Annotated in this window: 18 protein-coding genes; 6 read left to right on the top strand and 12 right to left on the bottom strand. The window is 66.4% G+C overall.

The features are described 5' to 3' along the window. Positions 1–65 precede the first annotated feature (65 nt). Positions 66–716, top strand: a complete 651-nt coding sequence (locus tag BLQ10_RS04540; RefSeq protein ID WP_091558946.1) for an amino acid ABC transporter permease — start codon at positions 66–68, stop codon at positions 714–716. Further along, complete coding sequence (locus BLQ10_RS04535) at positions 713–1,549, top strand: amino acid ABC transporter permease (protein ID WP_091558944.1); 837 nt, start codon at positions 713–715, stop codon at positions 1,547–1,549. Before BLQ10_RS04540 ends, BLQ10_RS04535 begins: the two co-directional genes overlap by 4 nt. Before the next feature lie 98 nt (positions 1,550–1,647). Here BLQ10_RS04535 and dapE read toward each other — a convergent pair whose 3' ends face one another. Further along, on the bottom strand, positions 1,648–2,802 hold the full coding sequence (gene dapE / locus BLQ10_RS04530; protein WP_175558474.1) for a succinyl-diaminopimelate desuccinylase: 1,155 nt from the start codon (positions 2,800–2,802) through the stop codon (positions 1,648–1,650). Positions 2,803–2,934: 132 nt separating this feature from the next. On the opposite strand from dapE, the gene dapD reads away from it, so the two are divergent. Then, positions 2,935–3,945 (top strand): 2,3,4,5-tetrahydropyridine-2,6-dicarboxylate N-succinyltransferase, encoded by a 1,011-nt coding sequence (gene dapD, locus BLQ10_RS04525; RefSeq protein WP_091558941.1) that lies wholly within the window; start codon positions 2,935–2,937, stop codon positions 3,943–3,945. Between the two features lie 177 nt (positions 3,946–4,122). Continuing rightward, positions 4,123–4,920, top strand: a complete 798-nt coding sequence (locus BLQ10_RS04520; protein ID WP_175558494.1) for a hypothetical protein — start codon at positions 4,123–4,125, stop codon at positions 4,918–4,920. 78 nt (positions 4,921–4,998) lie between these two features. Here BLQ10_RS04520 and BLQ10_RS04515 read toward each other — a convergent pair whose 3' ends face one another. The 5 genes from BLQ10_RS04515 to fdxA all read right to left on the bottom strand — a co-directional run bounded on the left by BLQ10_RS04515 (position 4,999) and on the right by fdxA (position 9,534). Continuing rightward, positions 4,999–5,610: a hypothetical protein gene (locus BLQ10_RS04515; RefSeq protein WP_091558937.1), complete on the bottom strand. Its 612-nt coding sequence runs from the start codon at positions 5,608–5,610 to the stop codon at positions 4,999–5,001. 47 nt (positions 5,611–5,657) lie between these two features. Then, on the bottom strand, positions 5,658–6,353 hold the full coding sequence (locus BLQ10_RS04510; RefSeq protein ID WP_091558936.1) for a TetR/AcrR family transcriptional regulator: 696 nt from the start codon (positions 6,351–6,353) through the stop codon (positions 5,658–5,660). A gap of 181 nt (positions 6,354–6,534) precedes the next feature. After that, positions 6,535–7,818 (bottom strand): citrate synthase, encoded by a 1,284-nt coding sequence (locus BLQ10_RS04505; RefSeq protein ID WP_090575702.1) that lies wholly within the window; start codon positions 7,816–7,818, stop codon positions 6,535–6,537. Positions 7,819–8,046: 228 nt separating this feature from the next. After that, positions 8,047–9,195 carry a succinyldiaminopimelate transaminase gene (gene dapC / locus BLQ10_RS04500; RefSeq protein ID WP_091558934.1) on the bottom strand — a complete coding sequence of 383 codons (1,149 nt, stop codon included), beginning with the start codon at positions 9,193–9,195 and terminating at the stop codon, positions 8,047–8,049. 12 nt (positions 9,196–9,207) lie between these two features. Beyond that, positions 9,208–9,534 carry a ferredoxin gene (fdxA, locus tag BLQ10_RS04495; protein ID WP_026266493.1) on the bottom strand — a complete coding sequence of 109 codons (327 nt, stop codon included), beginning with the start codon at positions 9,532–9,534 and terminating at the stop codon, positions 9,208–9,210. 151 nt (positions 9,535–9,685) lie between these two features. Here fdxA and BLQ10_RS04490 point away from each other — a divergent pair, with 151 nt between their 5' ends. Then, positions 9,686–9,934: a putative acetyltransferase gene (locus BLQ10_RS04490; RefSeq protein ID WP_091558931.1), complete on the top strand. Its 249-nt coding sequence runs from the start codon at positions 9,686–9,688 to the stop codon at positions 9,932–9,934. Positions 9,935–10,394: 460 nt separating this feature from the next. On the opposite strand, the gene BLQ10_RS04485 is transcribed toward BLQ10_RS04490, so the two are convergent. The 3 genes from BLQ10_RS04485 to typA form a co-directional block, all read right to left on the bottom strand. After that, positions 10,395–11,204: a type IV toxin-antitoxin system AbiEi family antitoxin domain-containing protein gene (locus BLQ10_RS04485; protein WP_091558930.1), complete on the bottom strand. Its 810-nt coding sequence runs from the start codon at positions 11,202–11,204 to the stop codon at positions 10,395–10,397. A gap of 335 nt (positions 11,205–11,539) precedes the next feature. Next, positions 11,540–11,917, bottom strand: a complete 378-nt coding sequence (locus BLQ10_RS04480) for a hypothetical protein (RefSeq protein ID WP_254785399.1) — start codon at positions 11,915–11,917, stop codon at positions 11,540–11,542. Between the two features lie 27 nt (positions 11,918–11,944). Further along, positions 11,945–13,873, bottom strand: coding sequence for a translational GTPase TypA (gene typA / locus BLQ10_RS04475; RefSeq protein ID WP_091558926.1), 1,929 nt, complete (start codon positions 13,871–13,873; stop codon positions 11,945–11,947). A 282-nt stretch (positions 13,874–14,155) separates the two neighbouring features. Here typA and BLQ10_RS04470 point away from each other — a divergent pair, with 282 nt between their 5' ends. Then, positions 14,156–15,088: an SGNH/GDSL hydrolase family protein gene (locus BLQ10_RS04470; protein ID WP_091558924.1), complete on the top strand. Its 933-nt coding sequence runs from the start codon at positions 14,156–14,158 to the stop codon at positions 15,086–15,088. Positions 15,089–15,227: 139 nt separating this feature from the next. Here the strand turns inward: BLQ10_RS04470 and BLQ10_RS04465 are convergent, their stop codons facing one another. From BLQ10_RS04465 to BLQ10_RS04455, 3 genes are read right to left on the bottom strand one after another with little or no spacing between them, the layout of a single operon-like run. Beyond that, on the bottom strand, positions 15,228–16,949 hold the full coding sequence (locus tag BLQ10_RS04465) for an ABC transporter ATP-binding protein (RefSeq protein ID WP_175558473.1): 1,722 nt from the start codon (positions 16,947–16,949) through the stop codon (positions 15,228–15,230). An 11-nt stretch (positions 16,950–16,960) separates the two neighbouring features. Continuing rightward, the gene (locus BLQ10_RS04460; RefSeq protein WP_091558919.1) at positions 16,961–17,956 is read right to left on the bottom strand and encodes an ABC transporter permease; all 996 of its coding nucleotides are present in this window, start codon (positions 17,954–17,956) and stop codon (positions 16,961–16,963) included. Further along, positions 17,946–18,875, bottom strand: coding sequence for an ABC transporter permease (locus BLQ10_RS04455; RefSeq protein ID WP_091558916.1), 930 nt, complete (start codon positions 18,873–18,875; stop codon positions 17,946–17,948). The genes BLQ10_RS04460 and BLQ10_RS04455 overlap by 11 nt, the downstream gene beginning before the upstream one ends. Positions 18,876–18,925 lie beyond the last annotated feature (50 nt).

The raw sequence follows: 18,925 nt of genomic DNA, 5'->3' as shown, positions 1-18,925 counted from the left end.
CGCAGCCCGGCGGCCGCCACTCCCGTCTTCCGCTTGGAATCCCCTCAACGTAGCTGAAGGAACTTATGGACGTCATCATTGAAAACCTCCCGCAGTACTGGGACGGTTTTCTCCGAACCCTCTTCCTGTCCGTGATCTCGGGGATTATCGCCTTGATCGTCGGCACCGTGCTGGCGGCCGCCCGCGTCTCGCCCGTCGCCGCGCTGCGCGGCTTCAGCATGGCGTACGTCGAGATCGTCCGGAACACCCCGCTGACCATCGCATTCTTCTTCGCAGCCGTGGTTCTGCCCCGCCTCGGCATCACGTTCCAGCAGTTCGAGGTCGCCGCCATCATCGCCTTGAGCGCCTACACCTCGGCCTTCATCGCCGAGGCCGTGCGCTCGGGCGTCAACAGTGTCCCGGTGGGCCAGGCGGAGGCCGCCCGCAGCATCGGCATGAAGTTCAGCCAGGTGCTCTCCCTGATCATCCTGCCGCAGGCCCTGCGCACCGTGATCCCGCCGTTGATCAACATTCTGATCGCCCTGGTCAAGAACTCCTCTGTGGCCGGCGCGTTCTATGTGCTGGAACTCTTCGGCCAGGGCAAGCAGCTGGCCAACGCCAACGGCGACGCGGTCGTGTGGGTTCTGGTGGGCGTCGCGTTCTTCTACCTGCTGATAACCATCCCGCTTGGCTATCTCGCCAGCGTCGTTGAACGAAAGGTGGCGATCGCACGATGAGCTCTGTTCTCTACGACGTTCCCGGTCCCAAAGCCCGCCGGGTTTCGCTGATCGGCTCCATCATCGGCGTGATCGTGATCGGCGGCCTCCTCGTCCTGGCGGTCATGACCCTCGCCCAGCAGGGAATCTTCGACCCCAAACGCTGGGCGGTGTTCCAGCTGCCCGAGGTCTGGGCCCTGATCGCCGCCGGCATCGGTGCCACGCTGGCCGCTGCGGCGGTGTCGGCGGTGATCGCCTTCCCGCTGGGCCTGCTTCTGTGCCTGATGCGCATCTCGGACAACGCCTGGATCAGGGTGCCCACCCGGATCGTGCTGGAATTCCTGCGCGGCATGCCCGTGGTGCTCATGATGCTGTTCGTGCTGCTCGTCTTTGCCACCAGCTCGTTTATTGCAGTCGTGGCCGGCCTGGTGCTGTACAACTCGGCGATCTTTGCCGAGATCATCCGCGCCGGCGTCCAGTCGCTGCCCAAGGGCCAGCGTGAGGCCGGCCTGGCGATCGGCCTCACCAGCTTCCAGTCCCGGCTGACCATCGAGCTGCCGCAGGCCATCCGGCGCATGCTGCCCTCGCTGGTCGCGCAGCTCGTGGTGCTGCTGAAGGACACCTCGCTCGGCTACATTGTCGCTTACGGCGAGCTGCTCCGGGCCGTGCAGGTCATGGCCGACTTCCTCGGCCCGCAGTACCTGTTCCCGGTGTTCTTCGTGGCCGCGGCCATCTACATCGCCATCGACCTGGCGGTCTCCCGCCTGGCCATCTGGCTCGAACGCCGCGGCTCCAAGCGGGCTGCCGGCGGCGTGGCGCACGTGCCGGTCGCCGGAGTGCCGGCGGCCAAGTAAGGCTCTTCCACCCACAAAGGGTTCGGAACCTCGCGGAGGTTCCGGACCCTTTGTGCGTTGCGTGCTGTCTTGTGCGGTGGGTCGTGCGCTGCGCGCGGTTAGGCGCCGAGCCAGGTCCGCAGCGCCCGCAGGCATTCCCTGATGGCGTCCGCCTCGACGTGCTCGTTGTCCTTGTGCGCCAGCAGCGCATCGCCGGGTCCGAAGTTCACCGCGGGGATGCCGAGCTCACTGAACCGTGCGACGTCGGTCCAGCCGTACTTGGGCTTCGGCTCCGCGCCCACGGCGGCGACGAAGGACGCGGCGGCGGGGTGGTGGAGTCCCGGCCGCGCCCCGGCGGCGCCGTCCGTACGCACGACGTCGAACCCGTCCAGCAGTTCGCGCACGACGGCCTCGGCCCCGTCCGGGGTCTTGTCCGGCGCGAAGCGGTAGTTAATTTCCACGACGCACTTGTCCGGAATGACGTTTCCGGCCGTGCCGCCGTGGATCTTCACGGCGTTGAGACTTTCGCGGTAGTCCAGGCCGTCAACCGTGACGGTCTGCGGTTCATAGGCCGCGAGTCGGGCCAGGATCGGGGCAGCTGCGTGGATGGCGTTGCTGCCCATCCAGGCCCGGGCCGAGTGGGCAGCCTCGCCGTTCGTGGTCACCTCGAAGCGGCTGGTGCCGTTGCAGCCGCCCTCCACCGTCCCGTCGGTTGGCTCGAGCAGGATCGCGAAGTCCCCGCCGAGCAGGGATCCGTGATTGCGGACCAGCCGGCCGAGCCCGCTCTTGACGGCCTCGACTTCCTCGTGGTCATAGAAGACGAAGGTTACGTCCTTGTCCGGCGCCGCCCCGGCGTCGAACATGGTGGCCGCCAGCGCCAGCTGCACGGCGACGCCGCCCTTCATGTCGGTGGCGCCGCGGCCGTAGAGGATCCCTTCCCCCGGGGCCCCGGAGGGCCAGTACGCCGGCACGGTCCCGAGCGAGCCCTCGGTGGTGGGGAGCGGCACGGTGTCCAGGTGCCCGGCAAGGATGACGCGCTCGGTGCGGCCAAGGTTGGTGCGGGCGATGATCGAATCGCCGTCGCGGACCAGCTCCAGCTGCGGCAGCAGGCGCAGGGCATGTTCCACGGCGTCGGCCAGGGCCGTTTCGTTGCCGGAGACGCTGTTGATGTCAATCAGTGCGGCCGTGAGCACGGCGACGTCCTGGCGGAGGTCCAAATGGACAGGCGTGCGGACAGGGTCGCTGGCGGGGGTGCGCGGGTTCGTGGGGGTCACCGTCCCACCTTATCTGTTCGCCTTCCCGCGGAGCCGCAGCAGCCGCCGTCCCGTACGTGGGTGGCGAGCGTCTCCTGTCACTTGGGCGTCTCACGTTTCAGCGCCCGCGGGCCCTCTCGTTAGACTTGGGCCATGACTGAAACTGCTGCTTCCGCTGTGCCCACCGACGCCCGCTCCGCCTATGGCTACGGGGTGGCCACCGTGTCCACCCGCAACGGTGACGCCACCGTGCTGGACGTTTGGTTTCCGGCGCCGGCGCTCGGAGTCGCGGCGGAGCACCGGCGTGAGGTGGAAAACGCGGACCAGTCGCTGATCGAGATCGCCGCTAGCGGCATCGACCCGGACCGGGGCACAGAACAGAAGGTTGTCTTCGTCCAGATCAACCTCGACGAGGCACCCGCGGATACGGCGGACGCCTACCTTCGCCTGCACCTGCTCTCCCACCGGCTCGTCCAGCCCAACAGCATCAACCTTGAGGGCATCTTCGGCAAGCTCCCCAACGTGGTGTGGACCAACTTCGGCCCCGCCGCCGTGGAGGACTTCGAACTGACCCGGGCGCGCCTGCGCAAGCGCGGCGCCGTCACCGTCTTCGGTGTGGACAAGTTCCCCCGCATGGTGGACTATGTGGTTCCCTCGGGCGTCCGGATCGCCGACGCCGACCGTGTCCGGCTCGGCGCGCACCTGGCCGAAGGCACCACGGTCATGCACGAGGGCTTCGTGAACTTCAATGCCGGAACCCTGGGTACGTCCATGGTCGAGGGCCGGATCTCGGCCGGCGTCGTCGCCGGTGACGGGTCCGACGTCGGCGGCGGGGCCTCGATCATGGGAACCCTCTCCGGCGGCGGCACGGAAAAGATCTCCCTCGGAGAGCGGGTCCTCCTCGGCGCCAACTCCGGCGTCGGCATCAGCCTGGGCGATGACTCAGTGGTGGAGGCGGGCCTCTACGTCACCGCCGGCACGCGCGTGCGTGTCATTGGCCCGCGGGATCCCGAAGGCGAAGACACCAGCCGGATAGTCAAGGCCGTGGAGCTTTCCGGGGTTCCGAACCTGCTCTTCCGCCGCAACTCCACCACCGGCGCCGTCGAGGCGCTCCCCCGCAAGGGCCAGACCGTGGAGCTCAACGCGGACCTGCACACCAACTGACCGCACCGGCTGGTACGGTATGGCGGGCAGCGAAGACCGCCCCGGCGGGGCCGACCCGCAACGATGAAGCAGCCGATGACGCAGCCGATGACGCAGCCCGCAAGGGCCTGAGGGAGTATGTTCGTGGCACGACGAGGGAGCTGGCGGCGCCGGATCGTCCTTCTGCTGACCCTGGCGATGGTCGCAGGCGCGATCTACACCGCGGTGGCGTTCCTGCAGCGATCAGAAACGTTGATCACCGAACGCTGCACGGCCGCGGGCAGCGGAGGCGATGACCTCGCCACCGACCAGGCGGCTAACGCTTCCCTCATCACCGCCGTCGCGGTCCGGCGCGGGCTTCCCGCCAGGGCCGCCAGCATCGCGCTGGCCACGTCGATGCAGGAATCCAAACTGCGCAACATCGGCCATGGCGACCAGGCTGGCCCCGACTCGCGCGGATTGTTCCAGCAGCGACCGTCCCAGGGCTGGGGCACCACCGCGCAGGTGATGGACCCGTACCACGCCGCCAACGCCTTCTACGATGCGCTCGTCGAGATCTCCGGGTACGAGTCGCTGGAGATCACCGATGCCGCCCAGCGGGTCCAGCGCTCGGCGTTCCCGGAGGCCTACGCCCAGCATGAGCCGATGGCCCGCGCGTTCGCCTCGGCCCTGAGCGGCCAGACGCCTGCAGGCCTGGACTGCTCGCTGCGGTCCCCCGACACCGCCGGGGATCCTGCTGCGGTCACCACGGAGCTGACCGCTGCCCTTGGGGATGTCCAGACGTCCACCAGCGGCCGGACGCTGCTCGTCGATGCCGATGGCACCCAGGCCTGGGCTGTGGGGCAGTGGGCCGTGGCCAACGCCAAGGAGCTCGCCATCACCAGCGTGGAGGTCGACGGCCGCGCCTGGAACCGGCAGTCCCGCCACGGCTGGCAGCCGGCTCAAGTCCCGGCCGGCCAGGTCCGGATAACCGTCGCCGACGCGCCCGGCACCTGACCGCCAGCGGGCAGCCGGGCGCGCAGCGGACCGGCAGCCGGGCGTGTAGCGGACCGGCGGACAGCCACCGCACGGATTTCAGACCAGCAGGTCGACCACCGGCTGCACGTAGCTGCGGAACAGCTCCGGCTGGGACAACAACTCGTGGCTCATGATGATCTTGTCCGGCTCGAGGTACCAGGCCCGCGGCTCCGCGAGCGGGAGTTCGATGATCGTCAGGCCGAAATCCTTTGATGCGCGTCCCACCTCAAGCAGGCGGTCCTCCACCATGTCGGCCAGCAGTTCGGTGTTGCCGTTGGCTTCGCGCTCCGCTTCGAGGGCCACGTATTCGCCGCGGCGTTCGCGGGCCCAGGTCAGCGCCGCCCCGAAGTGGGCCTGCAGCACGCGCCGGAGTGCCGGCGAATTGCCGAACGCACGGAAGCCCGGCGGGGAGAGCTCGGGGGACATTTCCGGGTGGGCCTTCAGCAGCTGTTCCCACCAGGCTTCCCACTCGGTCTTGAGCGCGGCCGGGCCGCCAACCTCGGCGATCAGATGGGTGTGGTCCGCGGCACGGATCTTCGGGGCCACGTGGCAGAGCGCCGGGTGCCCCGCAGTGTCCAGACCGGCAGCGTCACGGACGTAAAGGGCTATGAGCATGGGACCAGAAGTATCCATCGTGATCCGCCAGCCAGGTCCGCCGGTATGGTGCATCCAATTGCCTCCTTGGCAAGCCGTACGATCTCAGTCTATTCCTGTTGTTATGACGCGTTAACGGCTGGCTGCCCGGCCGCCAGCCGTCGGTCCAGGCCCTCAAGATGGGCCTCGAGCACGTCCTTGCACATCAGCGCCGTCATCCATTCGGGCTGCAGGAGGGCGTGCATTGTCAGACCGTCCAGGACTGCCAGCAGCAGCTCCGCCTCGGTGACGAGCACCTGCTGGTCGACGCTGACTGACCCATCCATGCCGGCACCGTCGGTACCGGCGCCGTCGGTACCGGCACCGTCGGCCAGGCCCAGGATGAGTCCGCCCACGACTGCGGCCACCGCGCGATGGCTCCGGTCGGCCTCGGCTGCCAGGAAGGGCTTTATCCGGGCGGCATTCTTGAAGGCCATCCAGACGCAGGCGTCGACCGCCCGTTCCTCGTCCAGCGGAAGAAACTCACCCAGCAGCGCCATGACGGCAACATGGTGCTCCGCCGACCCTGGCGGCAGGTCCCCCAGCCGGGAGTCCGCGTCGGCGAGGCGGCCGACGATCCGGTCCACCACGACGGAGAAGGCGTGGGTCAAGAGCTCGTCGCTGCTGGCGAAATAGTGCCGCACCGAGCCGACGGCCAGCTGCGCTTCATCTGCAACCTCCCGCAGGGAGGCCCGCTCAAGACCATCCGCGGCGATGATCCTGAAGACTGCGTCAACTACTTCCTGGCGCCGGATTACGGCGTCGACAAATTTAGGCACTGGTCTTTTTTAGCACGTCCGTGCCGCTGCCGCTTCAGGGCACACCGGTCCCAACGGCGGCGTGGCGCGGGTCACAGCGGCACGGCGCAGCCTGTGAACGACGCCGGCCGCGCACCTCCTGCTGAGGTGCGCGGCCGGCGCCGTGCTCGCTGTCGCGTGCCTGCCGTGGCAGGCGGACGGGCTACAGCGACGGGTAGTTGCGTTCCGGTTCGCCGACGTAGAGCTGGCGCGGGCGGCCGATCTTGGTGTTGGGGTCGCTGATCATCTCGCGCCACTGGGCGATCCAGCCCGGCAGGCGTCCGATCGCGAACAGCACCGTGAACATCTTTTCGGGGAAGCCCATGGCCTTGTAGATCAGGCCGGTGTAGAAGTCCACGTTCGGGTAGAGCTTGCGCTGGATGAAGTAGTCGTCGCCCAGGGCTTTCTCCTCAAGGCGCATGGCGATGTCGAGGAGCTCGTCATTTCCGCCGAGCTTGCTGAGGACTTCATGGGCCGTGGCCTTGATGATCTTGGCGCGCGGGTCGTAGTTCTTGTAGACGCGGTGCCCGAAGCCCATGAGGCGCACGCCGTCTTCCTTGTTCTTGACCTTCTCCATGTAGTCCTCGGGCTTGATGCCGTCGGCCTGGATCTGGCGCAGCATCTTCAGGACGGCCTCGTTGGCACCGCCGTGGGCGGGGCCGAAGAGGGCGTTGATGCCGGCGGAGACGGACGCGAACAAGTTGGCGTTCGAGGAGCCGACCAGGCGCACGGTCGAGGTGGAACAGTTCTGCTCATGGTCAGCGTGCAGGATCAGGAGCAGGTCCAGGGCCTTGGCGACAACCGGGTCCACCTCGTACTGCTCGGCCGGCAGGCCAAAGCTGAGGCGCAGGAAGTTCTCCACCAGGTTCATTGAGTTGTCCGGGTACAGCATGGGCTGGCCGATCGACTTCTTGTGGGCGTAGGCGGCGATGACCGGCATTTTGGCCATGAGGCGGATGGTGGAGACCTCCACCTGCTCGGCGTTGAATGGATCCAGCGAGTCCTGGTAGAACGTCGAGAGCGCGGACACGGCCGAGGACAGTACCGGCATCGGGTGGGCGTCACGGGGGAAACCGCTGAAGAAGCCCTTGAGCTCCTCGTGCAGCAGCGTGTGGTGGCGGATCCTCTGGTCGAAGGCTTCCAGCTCGGTGGGGGTCGGCAGGTTGCCGTAGATCAGCAGGTAGGAGACTTCCAGGAAGCTTGAGTGCTGGGCCAGCTGCTCGATCGGGTAGCCGCGGTAGCGCAGGATGCCGGCGTCACCGTCGATGTAGGTGATGGCCGAGGTAGTGGCCGCGGTGTTCATGAAACCGGGGTCGAAGGCGACGGCGCCGGTCTGCTTCAGCAGCTTGGAAACGTCGTAGCCTTCGTTTCCTTCTACAACCTTGATGCGCGGGAGTTCGAGCTCGCCGCCGGCATGGCGCAGGGTTGCGCTGGTGGTTTCAGTCATGGAGTCTCCTCATGAGGCATCGGGGCCTCTGTCGAAAGCTGGTCCAACATCTGGTGAAGCTGCCCGCGGATCCTGTGCGGACAGGAATTCCAAAGGCTGCGCTGCCTTCTTGTGGAAAGCCACCATTGATCGTCAGTTCAAAAGTACCTTCACTTCGCGGGTGGCACTAATCCGGGAGGGCTCCTATACGCCGAAAACACGCCACATGTGGCACGCGTCACAGCATTGTTACGCTTCCGGGGCCAGCCGCGATACCGCGGCGTCGATCCTCTCGTCGCTGGCGGTCAGCGCCACCCGGATGAACCCGTTGCCGGCGTCGCCGTAGAAAACCCCGGGGCCAACCACGATTCCGCGGTTCGCGAGCCGGCCCACGGTGTCCCACGTCGCCTCGCCGGCGGTGGCCCACAGATATAGGCCAGCCCTGGACTCATGGATTGTCAGGCCGAAAGCCTCCAGCGCGGGCACGATCCGTTCCCGTCGGCCCCGGTACAAGTCTTTCTGGGCCTGGACGTGGGCGTCGTCGCCGAGGGCCACCCGCATGGCTTCCTGGACCGGATAGGGAACAATCATCCCCGCGTGCTTGCGGCTGTTGACCAGGTTCGCCATGATCACCGGATCGCCGGCGACAAATGCCGCCCGGTAGCCGGCCACATTGGACTGTTTGCTCAGCGAATAGACGGCGAGCAGGCCATCGTGGGAGCCTTCTGCGACCTGCGGGTCCAGGATGCTGGGGACAGGAGTGCCGCCGCGCTGGACGTCCCACTCCCCCCAGCCGAGTTCGGCGTAGCATTCGTCGGACGCGACGACGGCGCCGAGTTCGCGGGCCTGCCGGACCATCCGCCGCAGCGAGGCGATGTCCCGGACGCTGCCGGTGGGGTTGGCCGGTGAATTGACCCAGACCAGGCGCACGCGGGACCGGGTGCCGGCGTCGAGCTCATCGAGGTCGTCGGCGGCGATCTGCTCCGCACCGGCAAAGGTGGCGCCGATGTCATAGGTGGGGTACGCGACCGTGGGGCGGACGACGACGTCGCCCGGTTTCAGTCCCAGCAGGAACGGCAGCCAGGCGACGAGTTCCTTGGAACCCACCGTCGGCATCACATCCCGCGGATCAAGCCCGGGGACGCCGCGCCGGCGCGCAAACCAGCCGGCGATGGCTTCCCGCAGGGCCGGCGTCCCGTGGACGGTCGGATAGCCGGGGGCGTCCGCGGCGACGCGCAGCGCGTCCTGGATGAGGTCCGGCGTCGGGTCCACCGGGGTGCCGATGGAAAGGTTGACGGCTCCTGCCGCGTGCCGGGCCGCCGTGGCGAGATATGGCGCCATGGCCTCCCACGGGTAGTCGGGCAGGCTCAGGCCGAAGGTGCGCACCGCGGATGTCACCGTAGCGCCGTCCTAGTTGTCTTGGTTCTGCGGCGGCAGGGCGGCGATCATGGGGTGGTCGGTGTGGGTGTTGCCGACCTTCGCGGCGCCGCCCGGGGAGCCGAGCTCGTCGAAGAACTCGACGTTGGCCTTGTAGTAGTCGGCCCACTCTTCGGGGGTGTCGTCCTCGTAGTAGATCGCCTCCACGGGGCAGACCGGCTCGCAGGCACCGCAGTCCACGCACTCGTCGGGGTGGATGTACAGGGAACGCTCACCCTCGTAGATGCAATCGACGGGGCACTCCTCAATGCATGCCTTGTCTTTGACATCTACACACGGCTGCGCGATTACGTACGTCACGTCCCTGGCCTCTCCACGTTGGTTCCGGCGACCGGCCGGATGGTTTCCCGGCCTGAGCGCCGGGGTTCTGACTTCTGAGCCTATTATCTCCCAGCCTGTTCCCGCGAACCTAGCGGGACGTCATACATGCTCCGCGTCTTACTATGATCTGATGAGCTCGCCTTTGCCCTTGCCCCAGCAGTTCCTCTCCGGCGCACCGCTCGGCACGCGCGTTGTGGTCCGGTACCGGATCGACGGCGGGCTGACGGATGCCCTTGGCGAGCTCGTGGAACGAGCCGACGGCGCCTGCACCGTCCGCACCCGCCGCTCCGACGTCGTCATCGCCCTCCCCCTCGTAGTGGCGGCCAAGGAAGTCCCGCCGCCCCCGCCGCGCCGCGCCCCGCGCGTGCAGGGCCCCTGACCGGCGGTTCCCCGGGTGGTCGCTGGCGTCCAGTGGACATGCCCTCCCCAGCACGTCCCCAGTGGACATGCCCTCCCGCACCCCCGGGCGACCAGTGGACATGCCCTCCCCTCGCTGCCGGCCGCGCACATGCCCACCCGCACCCCCGCAACCAGTGGACATGCCCTCCCCTCGCTGCCGGCCGCGCACATGCCCACCCGCACCCCCGGCAACCAGTGGACATGCCCTCCCCTCGCTGCCGGCGATGGACATTTCACCGTTATGCTCATCACGGCCAGCCAGCGCGGGACATGTCCAGTGGTGAATCGACGGAGCAAGGGACATGTCCAGTGGTGGCCGGGCGCAGTGCAGGGTCACAGTCCAGAGGCGAAGCGCAGGATCACAGCGCTGGGGCGAAGCGCGGGATCGCAGTGCGAGGGTGCATTGCAAGGACGCACGAATTTGGAATTCGCGTCCGACTCTAGGCGGCGGCAGACAGCCTGTTCAGCGCTCCCCGGACCATGGTGATGAAATCCTCAGGATGGTCCCTCAGTAGCTGGTAGGTCACAATCAGTGTCGGGATTCCCCGGCGCGTTGTTACGTTCCAACGCCGCCGGTCTTCCTCGAAGCTCGTCCTGTCCATGTGGAACCCGGCCCCGTCAGCCTCTACGCCGAGACGGCCATCGACCATCAGGTCCAGGTGTCCCATGCCGGGAACGTTGACCTGAGATTCAACATGGAAACCGGGCCGCCGCAGAAGGAACCGGGCCAGGCACTCAATGATCGACTGCGACTGCGGGACGATCGCCGATACAATCCGGCGCTCCCGGGAGTCATTCCGGCCATCGAGCCGCTGACGCAGCGAACCCAGAGGGAGTCCCTTCAGCACGACGGCGGATTCGGCGATGATTAACCCGTCAAGTTCGGGCAAGCAGCGCAAGCATTGGATGACCGTGTCCAGAAGCGTCGGCAGTACGGAAACCCGGTGACAGATGAAGCCCTGGTAGCTCCTGCTGTGGGTGAGGGCTACATGCGGCTGGGCTGGGGTTTCGAGAACCCACAGCCCGCTGAAGTGAGCCGCGGTAATACACGCAGGCTCCGCCGGAAGCGAGCGAATGGAAATCAGCTGCGCGTCCGCACCGGGCAAGGCATAGACGCCCCGGGCTACCCGGGACACCGATCCGGCGGCCATCGCAGACTTGAGTTGAAAATCGGAGACCCCCGCCGCGGCAATGTATTTGGCGCGGGCGACGCCGTCGTAATTCGAGAGCACCTCGATGATGTTGGCCATTCACCCATGGTGGAGCCCAATGTTTCGCCCGGATAGTCGTATCCCGCGCTATGTGGACAACTGCTCGGGCCGGCCAGGCCACGGCAAACCCGACCCGGGGCGAGGACTGGACATGCCCCGCGCAGCAGCCCTGCGCCGGACATAATGCCATTGTGCCCACTCGAGCGACCAAAAAATGGGCATGTCCCGGGATCGTGGGAAGAGCCGGACAGGCCCAACCATAATGGCTGGACATGTCCCGCGCAGCAGCCCTGCGCCGGACATAATGCCATTGTGCCCACTCGAGCGAACTAAAAATGGGCATGTCCCGCGTGGGAGCAGTCCGGGGCCCGGTCTTAGCCGGGGGGCAGCCGGTAGCGCCGGCACCACGCGAGCATGGCCAGGGTGATGCCTGCGATGCCGAAGACCCAGATATTGCCCGAGGTGTCGCCGATGACCAGGCGCTTGCCTGTTTCCAAGGTGGACCACCAGCCGGTAAGCGCGTAACAGAGGACTCCGCATACCGCCGTCGGGACGACCGAACGGAACGCCGCCCCGAGCCACAGCTGGACCGAGCCCAGCAGCACGAGAGCCGCGACGGCGCCCCACGGGATGTCCACGCCGTCCAGGACCAGATCATGCCGGTGCAGGGCCGTGCCGGCCACGGCAACAAAAAGAGCTGCCGGCACAGCGGCGGCAATGCCGCCTGCCGTACCGGCAGCTCTCTTAGTCACGTTGCAGCCGAAGCCCGGAGACCGGGATCAGACCTTGGCGCGGGCGCGGTTGGCCTTGGCACGCTCGTTGGTGTCCAGGATGACCTTACGGATGCGGATTGAATCCGGGGTAACTTCAACGCACTCGTCTTCGCGGGCGAATTCGAGGGACTCTTCGAGGGTCAGGTCGCGCGGCGGCGTCAGGTTCTCGAAGGTGTCCGAGGAAGCTGCACGCATGTTGGTGAGCTTCTTTTCCTTCGTGATGTTGACGTCCATGTCGTCGGCGCGGGAGTTCTCGCCCACGATCATGCCTTCGTAAACCTCGGAGGTGGGCTTGACGAAGAAGGAGCCACGTTCCTGCAGGTTGATCATTGCGAACGGCGTAACAACACCGGCGCGGTCGGCGATCATCGAACCGTTGGTGCGGTACTCGATCGGGCCGGCCCACGGCTCGTAGCCTTCGGAGATGGACGCGGCGATGCCGGCGCCGCGGGTGTCCGTGAGGAACTTGGTGCGGAACCCGATCAGGCCACGGGCCGGAACGATGAACTCCATGCGGCACCAGCCGGTGCCGTGGTTGGCCATGTTGGTCATGCGGCCCTTGCGGGCGGCCATCAGCTGGGTGACGGCGCCGAGGTACTCTTCGGGCACGTCGATGGTCATGTGTTCCATCGGCTCGTGAACCTTGCCGTCGACGGTCCGGGTGACGACCTGCGGCTTGCCGACGGTCAGTTCGAAGCCTTCACGACGCATCTGCTCGACCAGGATGGCCAGTGCAAGCTCGCCACGGCCCTGGACTTCCCAAGCGTCGGGACGCTCGGTGGGGAGAACCTTGATGGAGACGTTACCGATCAGTTCCTTGTCGAGGCGGTCCTTGACCTGGCGGGCCGTGACCTTCGCGCCCTTGACCTTGCCGGCCAGCGGCGAGGTGTTGATACCGATGGTCATGGAGATCGCCGGATCGTCCACGGTGATCAGCGGCAGCGGCTGCGGGTTCTCGGCGTCGGTCAGGGTCTCACCGATGGTGATTTCCTCGATACCGGCGACGGCGACAATCTCGCCCGGGCCAGCGGACTCGGCCGGGACGCGGTCGAGGGCCTTGGTGGCGAGCAGTTCGGTGATCTTGACGTTCTTGAGCTCACCGTTGGCCCGTGCCCAGGCAACGGTCTGGCCCTTGCGCAGGGTGCCGTTGTAGATGCGCAGCAGGGCCAGGCGGCCAAGGAACGGGGAGGCATCCAGGTTGGTGACGTGCGCCTGCAGGACACCTTCCGGGTTGTAGGTGGGAGCCGGGATGTGCTCGATGATGGTCTTGAAGAGCGGCTCGAGGTCCTCGTTCTCCGGGGCGGTGCCGTCGGCTGGCTGCTCCAGGGAGGCGCGGCCGACCTTGGCGGCGGCGTAGACAACGGGAACTTCGAGGATCTTGTCCAGGTCAAGGTCCGGAACTTCGTCGGCGAGGTCAGAAGCCAGGCCCAGGAGCAGGTCCATGGACTCGTGGACAACTTCTTCGATCCGCGCGTCGGGGCGGTCGGTCTTGTTGACCAGCAGGATCACCGGCAGGTGCGCGGCGAGGGCCTTGCGCAGCACGAAGCGGGTCTGGGGCAGCGGGCCCTCAGAAGCATCGACGAGGAGGACGACGCCGTCGACCATGGACAGGCCGCGCTCGACCTCGCCGCCGAAGTCGGCGTGGCCGGGGGTGTCGATGACGTTGATGGTGATGGTCTCACCCTTGGAGGACGGTCCGTTGTAGGCCACCGTGGTGTTCTTGGCCAGGATGGTAATGCCCTTTTCGCGTTCCAGGTCACCGGAGTCCATGACGCGGTCTTCGAGGTGGTTGTGCTCGGCAAAAGAGTTGGTCTGCTTGAGCATGGCGTCGACCAGCGTGGTCTTGCCGTGGTCAACGTGGGCCACGATCGCGACGTTGCGCAGGTCACTGCGCGATGCAGTGGCTACCGCGGTGTTGGTGGTGGTTTCAGACATGCGTTATTGCTCGATTCAGTGGTGAAGTCAGCTGTGGTATCGCGACATTTCCAACCGGAACGCACGACGGATGAGTCCCTTTGACACAGGGCACCTTCTACCATTCTAAACGCTAGGTCATTTATTGGCCTAAAAATGCGAACCCGCTGCTGGCCGCGCACCGTCGCCGGAGCAGGACGGGCGCACGGAAGTGGTTTGTTACCTGTGAGTAAAATCACTGGATTTTCCGGCGCCGATGCACCATCATTGCTCTGATAGCAGCAAGCAAGCCCGGAGACATTCATGCGAAACGCCTCGGCTCTGTCCAGCTTTGTCGCAACGATGATCGCCGTAGGCGTAGTTCTTGGCGGCTGCGGGACGGCCTCTTTTTCACCTGCGGACAACGCAGGCTCTTCCAATGTGGGCTCTTCCGACGGCGGATACTCTGACGCGGGCTCTGCGGGGGCGCCGCTGGCCGCCAGCCAGGCCGGAGCGGCCAACGGCGCCGGCGTGCCGGTCGCGGCGGGGTCCGCGACGAAGACGCGCATCGGGTCCACCATCGACCCCGCCGATCTGCCGGGCGGCTCGATCTACCGCAATCCCGCCAACGGCCGCAACGAGATCATCGTCAAGGACACCAGCAATGTCGCCGTGCTCATTGGCGACTCACAGTCGGAACCGTCCTACGGCTGGCCCCGGCAGGGTCTGGCCGCGGCCGGGTACAAAGTCTTCTTCTGCGGCCGGGGCGGCACCGGCTACGTGGCCTCAAACGGCCAAACCGGCAACTACATCGATGCGCTCCAGCGCGGCGACTGGAAACTCCCCTACGGCACCCCTCCCCTCGTGGTGATCGAAGGCGGCGGGAACGACGCCGCACGCGGGGCCTCGAACGAGCAGATTGTCGCCAACGCCGAGCGGCTGATCGCCAGCATCCAGCAGCGCTATCCCGCGGCCCGGGTGATCATGGTCGGAACGCTCGCGCGCGGTGCCCACTACGGCGGTGGACGCCGGTCCGAAGTAGACGCGCTTCTGGGCAACGTGGCGGACCGGCACGGGCTGACGTTCGTCAGCGCGGGCGACTGGCTCACCAAGTACAACCTCACGGGTTCAATGGCGGACGGGGTTCACCTGAACCGGCAGGGCCACGCTGCCCTGGGCGCCGTTTTCGGCCAGCGGCTGGAGTCATTGGGGCTTGACTACGCTGACCCTGGCATGCTCGCCGGTTTGTCCCGCTAGCGCCGGACAGGCCCCGCACACCAAACGAAGCAAAGCAAAGCAAAGCGAAGCAAAGGAGCCGGTGTCCGCCCCAACGGGCGGACACCGGCTCCTGTGCTGCTAACGGCGGACTTGTTCAAGCCCTAGGGAAAGCGGCCGCTCAGGCCACTTCCACTTCCGGCGGCAGCATGAGGCCGGCGCCGGGGATGGCGTTGAGCAGCGCGCGGGTGTAGTCCTGCTGCGGCGACTCGAAGACTTCATCCGTTGAGCCCGTCTCCACCAGTTTGCCCCTCTCCATGACACACACGTGGTCCGCGATCTGCCGGACCACCGCGAGGTCGTGGGTGATGAACAGGTAGGTCAGGCCGAGCCGGGACTGCAGTTCGGCGAGCAGGTTCAGCACCTGCGCCTGCACCAGCACATCCAGTGCCGAGACTGCCTCGTCGCAGATGATCACTTCGGGGTCCAGGGCCAGGGCGCGGGCGATCGCGACACGCTGGCGCTGGCCGCCGGAGAGCTCATTGGGGTACCGCTGCATGGTGGACTGCGGCAGCGCCACTTGGTCCAGCAGTTCCCGGACCTTCTTCTCGCGGCTCGCCTTGTCCCCGATCTTGTGGGTCCGCAGCGGCTCCTCGATGGTCCTGAAGATGTTGTACATCGGGTCCAGCGAACCGTACGGATCCTGGAAGATCGGCTGCACCCGGCGCCGGAAGGCGAAGAGATCCTTGCTGTTCAGCGTGGAGGTGTCCACGCCGTCGAAGATGATCTTGCCGGAGGTCGGCGCCAGAAGGTTCAGGACCATCTGGGCCACCGTGGACTTGCCGGATCCCGACTCCCCCACGATCGCCGTCGTAGTTCCCCGCTTGACGCTGAAGGAGACGTCGTCGACGGCGGTGAAGTCCGTGGACTTGCCCAGGCCCGAGCGGAGCTTGAAGACCTTCCGCAGGTTCTGGATCTGCAGGACCTCGTCAGTCTTGGAGGGTTCAACCACCCCGGTCTCGCTCGGGGCGAGCATGTCGTCGGTCTCCACGCCCAGTTCCTTGGCGGCCTGGATGCGCCGGGACGCCAGGGACGGCGCCGAGGCGACCAGCCGCTGGGTGTACGGGTGCTGCGGGTTCTGCAGCAGCTCCAGCGAGGGGCCGGATTCGACGACCTGGCCGCGGTACATGACTACCACCTGGTCGGCGCGCTCGGCGGCGAGGCCGAGGTCGTGCGTAATCAGAAGCACCGCGGTACCCAGTTCCGTGGTCATCTTGTCCAGGTGATCGAGGATCTGGCGCTGCACGGTGACGTCGAGCGCCGACGTCGGCTCGTCCGCGATAAGCAGGCGCGGCTGGCAGGAGAGCCCGATTGCGATCAGCGCGCGCTGGCGCATGCCGCCGGAGAACTCGTGCGGGTACTGCTTGGCGCGGCTCGCGGCGTCCGGCAGCCCGGCCTGGGACAGAACCTTTGCGACGTCGTCGGGGCCGCTGGGCAGGCCGTTGGCCTTCAATGTCTCGCGGACCTGGTCGCCGATCTTCCACACCGGGTTGAGGTTGGACATCGGGTCCTGCGGGACCATGCCGATGCTGTTGCCGCGGAGTTCGATCATCCGCTTTTCACTGGCGTTGGAGATGTCGTCGCCATCGAACAGGATCTGGCCTGCGGAGACGCGCCCGTTGCCCGGGAGCAGGCCGATGGCGGCCAGCGCGGTGGTGGACTTGCCGGAACCCGACTCGCCCACAATCGCGACGGTTTCGCCCGGCATGATGGTGAGGTGGGCGTTGCGGACGGCATTGACCTCGCCGTTGCTGGTGGTGAACCCGATGGCCAGGTCCTTGATTTCAAGCAGCGGCCGCTCAGTGGCGTCTTCAGCTTCCCGGATTTCAACAGAGGCGCTCATGGTGTCCCCTTTCATCGCTTGCGGGCTTTGGGATCGAGCGCATCGCGCAGGGCATCGCCCAACATGATGAAGCTCAGGACGGTGATGGACAGCGCGATTGCCGGGTAGATCAGCGGCATCGGATTGGACCGGAGCGAGGCCTTCGCGGCGTCGATGTCGTTGCCCCAGGACATGACGCTGGAAGGCAGCCCGATGCCGAGGAATGACAATGTGGATTCGGCCACGATGAACGTGCCCAGGGAGATGGTGGCCACGACGATGATCGGAGCCAGCGAGTTCGGCAGGACGTGGCGCATAAGGGCACCAAACTTCGAGACGCCGAGGGACCGGGCGGCCGTGACGAAGTCGGCGTTGCGGACCTCGATGACGGCGCCACGAGTGATGCGCGCGATTTGGGGCCAGCCGAAGATCACCAGGATGAGCACCAGCGTCCCGACCGTCTTGTTGGCACGGAACATCGGCAGCTGCATGAGCACGATCGCGCCCAGGATCAGGGGCAGGGCGAAGAAGATGTCGTTGATGCGGGCCAGGACGGAATCGATCCAGCCGCCATAGTAGCCGGCAACGGCACCCATGATGCCACCAATCAGCAGCACTCCAATGGTGGTCAAGAGGCCGACCGTCACCGAGGAGCGGGTGCCGAAGATGACGCGGGCGTAGACGTCGCAGCCCAGCTGGGTGAAGCCCAGGGGATGGCCCGCGGCGGGGCCGGCGTCGGAGTTGGCCAGCTGGCATGACTCGGACGTCGGGTCGATCGGCGAGAAGAGCCCCGGGAAGAGCGAGACCGCCACGACCACCAGGATCAGGAACGCGGAGATGATGAAGAGCGGCTGCTTGCGCAGGTTCTTCCAGGCCTCACCCCAAAGGCTCAGCGGTGCGGCTTCGTCCTTGACCCGGTCCGTCACTTGGAGCGGGGTCTCGGAGACATCGGCCACGAAGTGCTCGGTCCGGCGGCCCGGACGGGCGGCAACGGCGTGACGCGCGGTGGTGGTGTTATCAGGAGTCATAACGGATCCTCGGGTCAAGCCAGCCGTAAAGCAGGTCAACGAGCAGGTTGGACAGGCAGTAGATCAGCACCAGGACGGTGACGATCGAGACCACAGTGGGCCCTTCACCGGAGAGCACGGCCCGGTAGAGCCGGTTGCCTACGCCCGGAACGTTGAAGATTCCTTCCGTGACGATTGCCCCGCCCATCAGGGCGCCGAGGTCGGCGCCGAGGAAGGTGATGACGGGAATCAGGGAGTTGCGCAGGATGTGGACGCGGACCACCTGGAACCGGGAGAGGCCCTTGGCGGTGGCGGTGCGCACGTAGTCGGCGTTCATGTTTTCAATGACGGACGTGCGGGTCAGGCGAAGGACATAGGCGAAGGATCCCAGTCCCAGCACGATCGCCGGCAGGATGAGGTCCGGGACGGTCGCGGCTGAACTGACGGTCGGTTTGGCCCAGCCCAGCTGGACACCGATGGTGAACTGCAGCAGGAAGCCGAGGACGAAGATCGGGATGCCGATCACGACCAAGGAAAAAATCAGGACCGTGGCGTCAAAGAACTTGCCCTTGCGCAGGCCTGCGATGAGGCCGAAGATGATGCCGAAAAATGCCTCGAAGATCAGCGCCATGATGGCCAGCCGGGCCGTGACGGGGAAGACCTCGCCGAGCACGGTCGCGATGGGTCGCCCGGAGAAGTCCTGGCCGAGGTCCAGCGTGAAGATGCTCTTGAGGTAGAGCAGGTATTGGATCCAGAACGGCTGGTCCAAGTGGTACTGCGCCCGCAGGTTGGCGGCAACGGCCGCGTTGACCGGCTTGTCGCCGAACAGTGCCGCGATGGGGTCGCCGGGGAGGCTGAAGACCAGGTAGTAGACCAGCAGTGTTGCGCCCAGGAAGACGGGAATCAGTTGCAGGAAACGCTTGAGGATGTAGGTCGACATCAGCGAGTCACACCCTCGTTGGCAGGCATCCTGTCCAGGGATGCGGCGGA

The organism is Arthrobacter sp. ok362 (genome assembly GCF_900102785.1).
GTDB lineage: Bacteria > Actinomycetota > Actinomycetes > Actinomycetales > Micrococcaceae > Arthrobacter.
The sequence above is the reverse complement of the archived record's forward strand: the minus strand, read 5'-3'. Positions and strand labels throughout refer to the sequence as shown.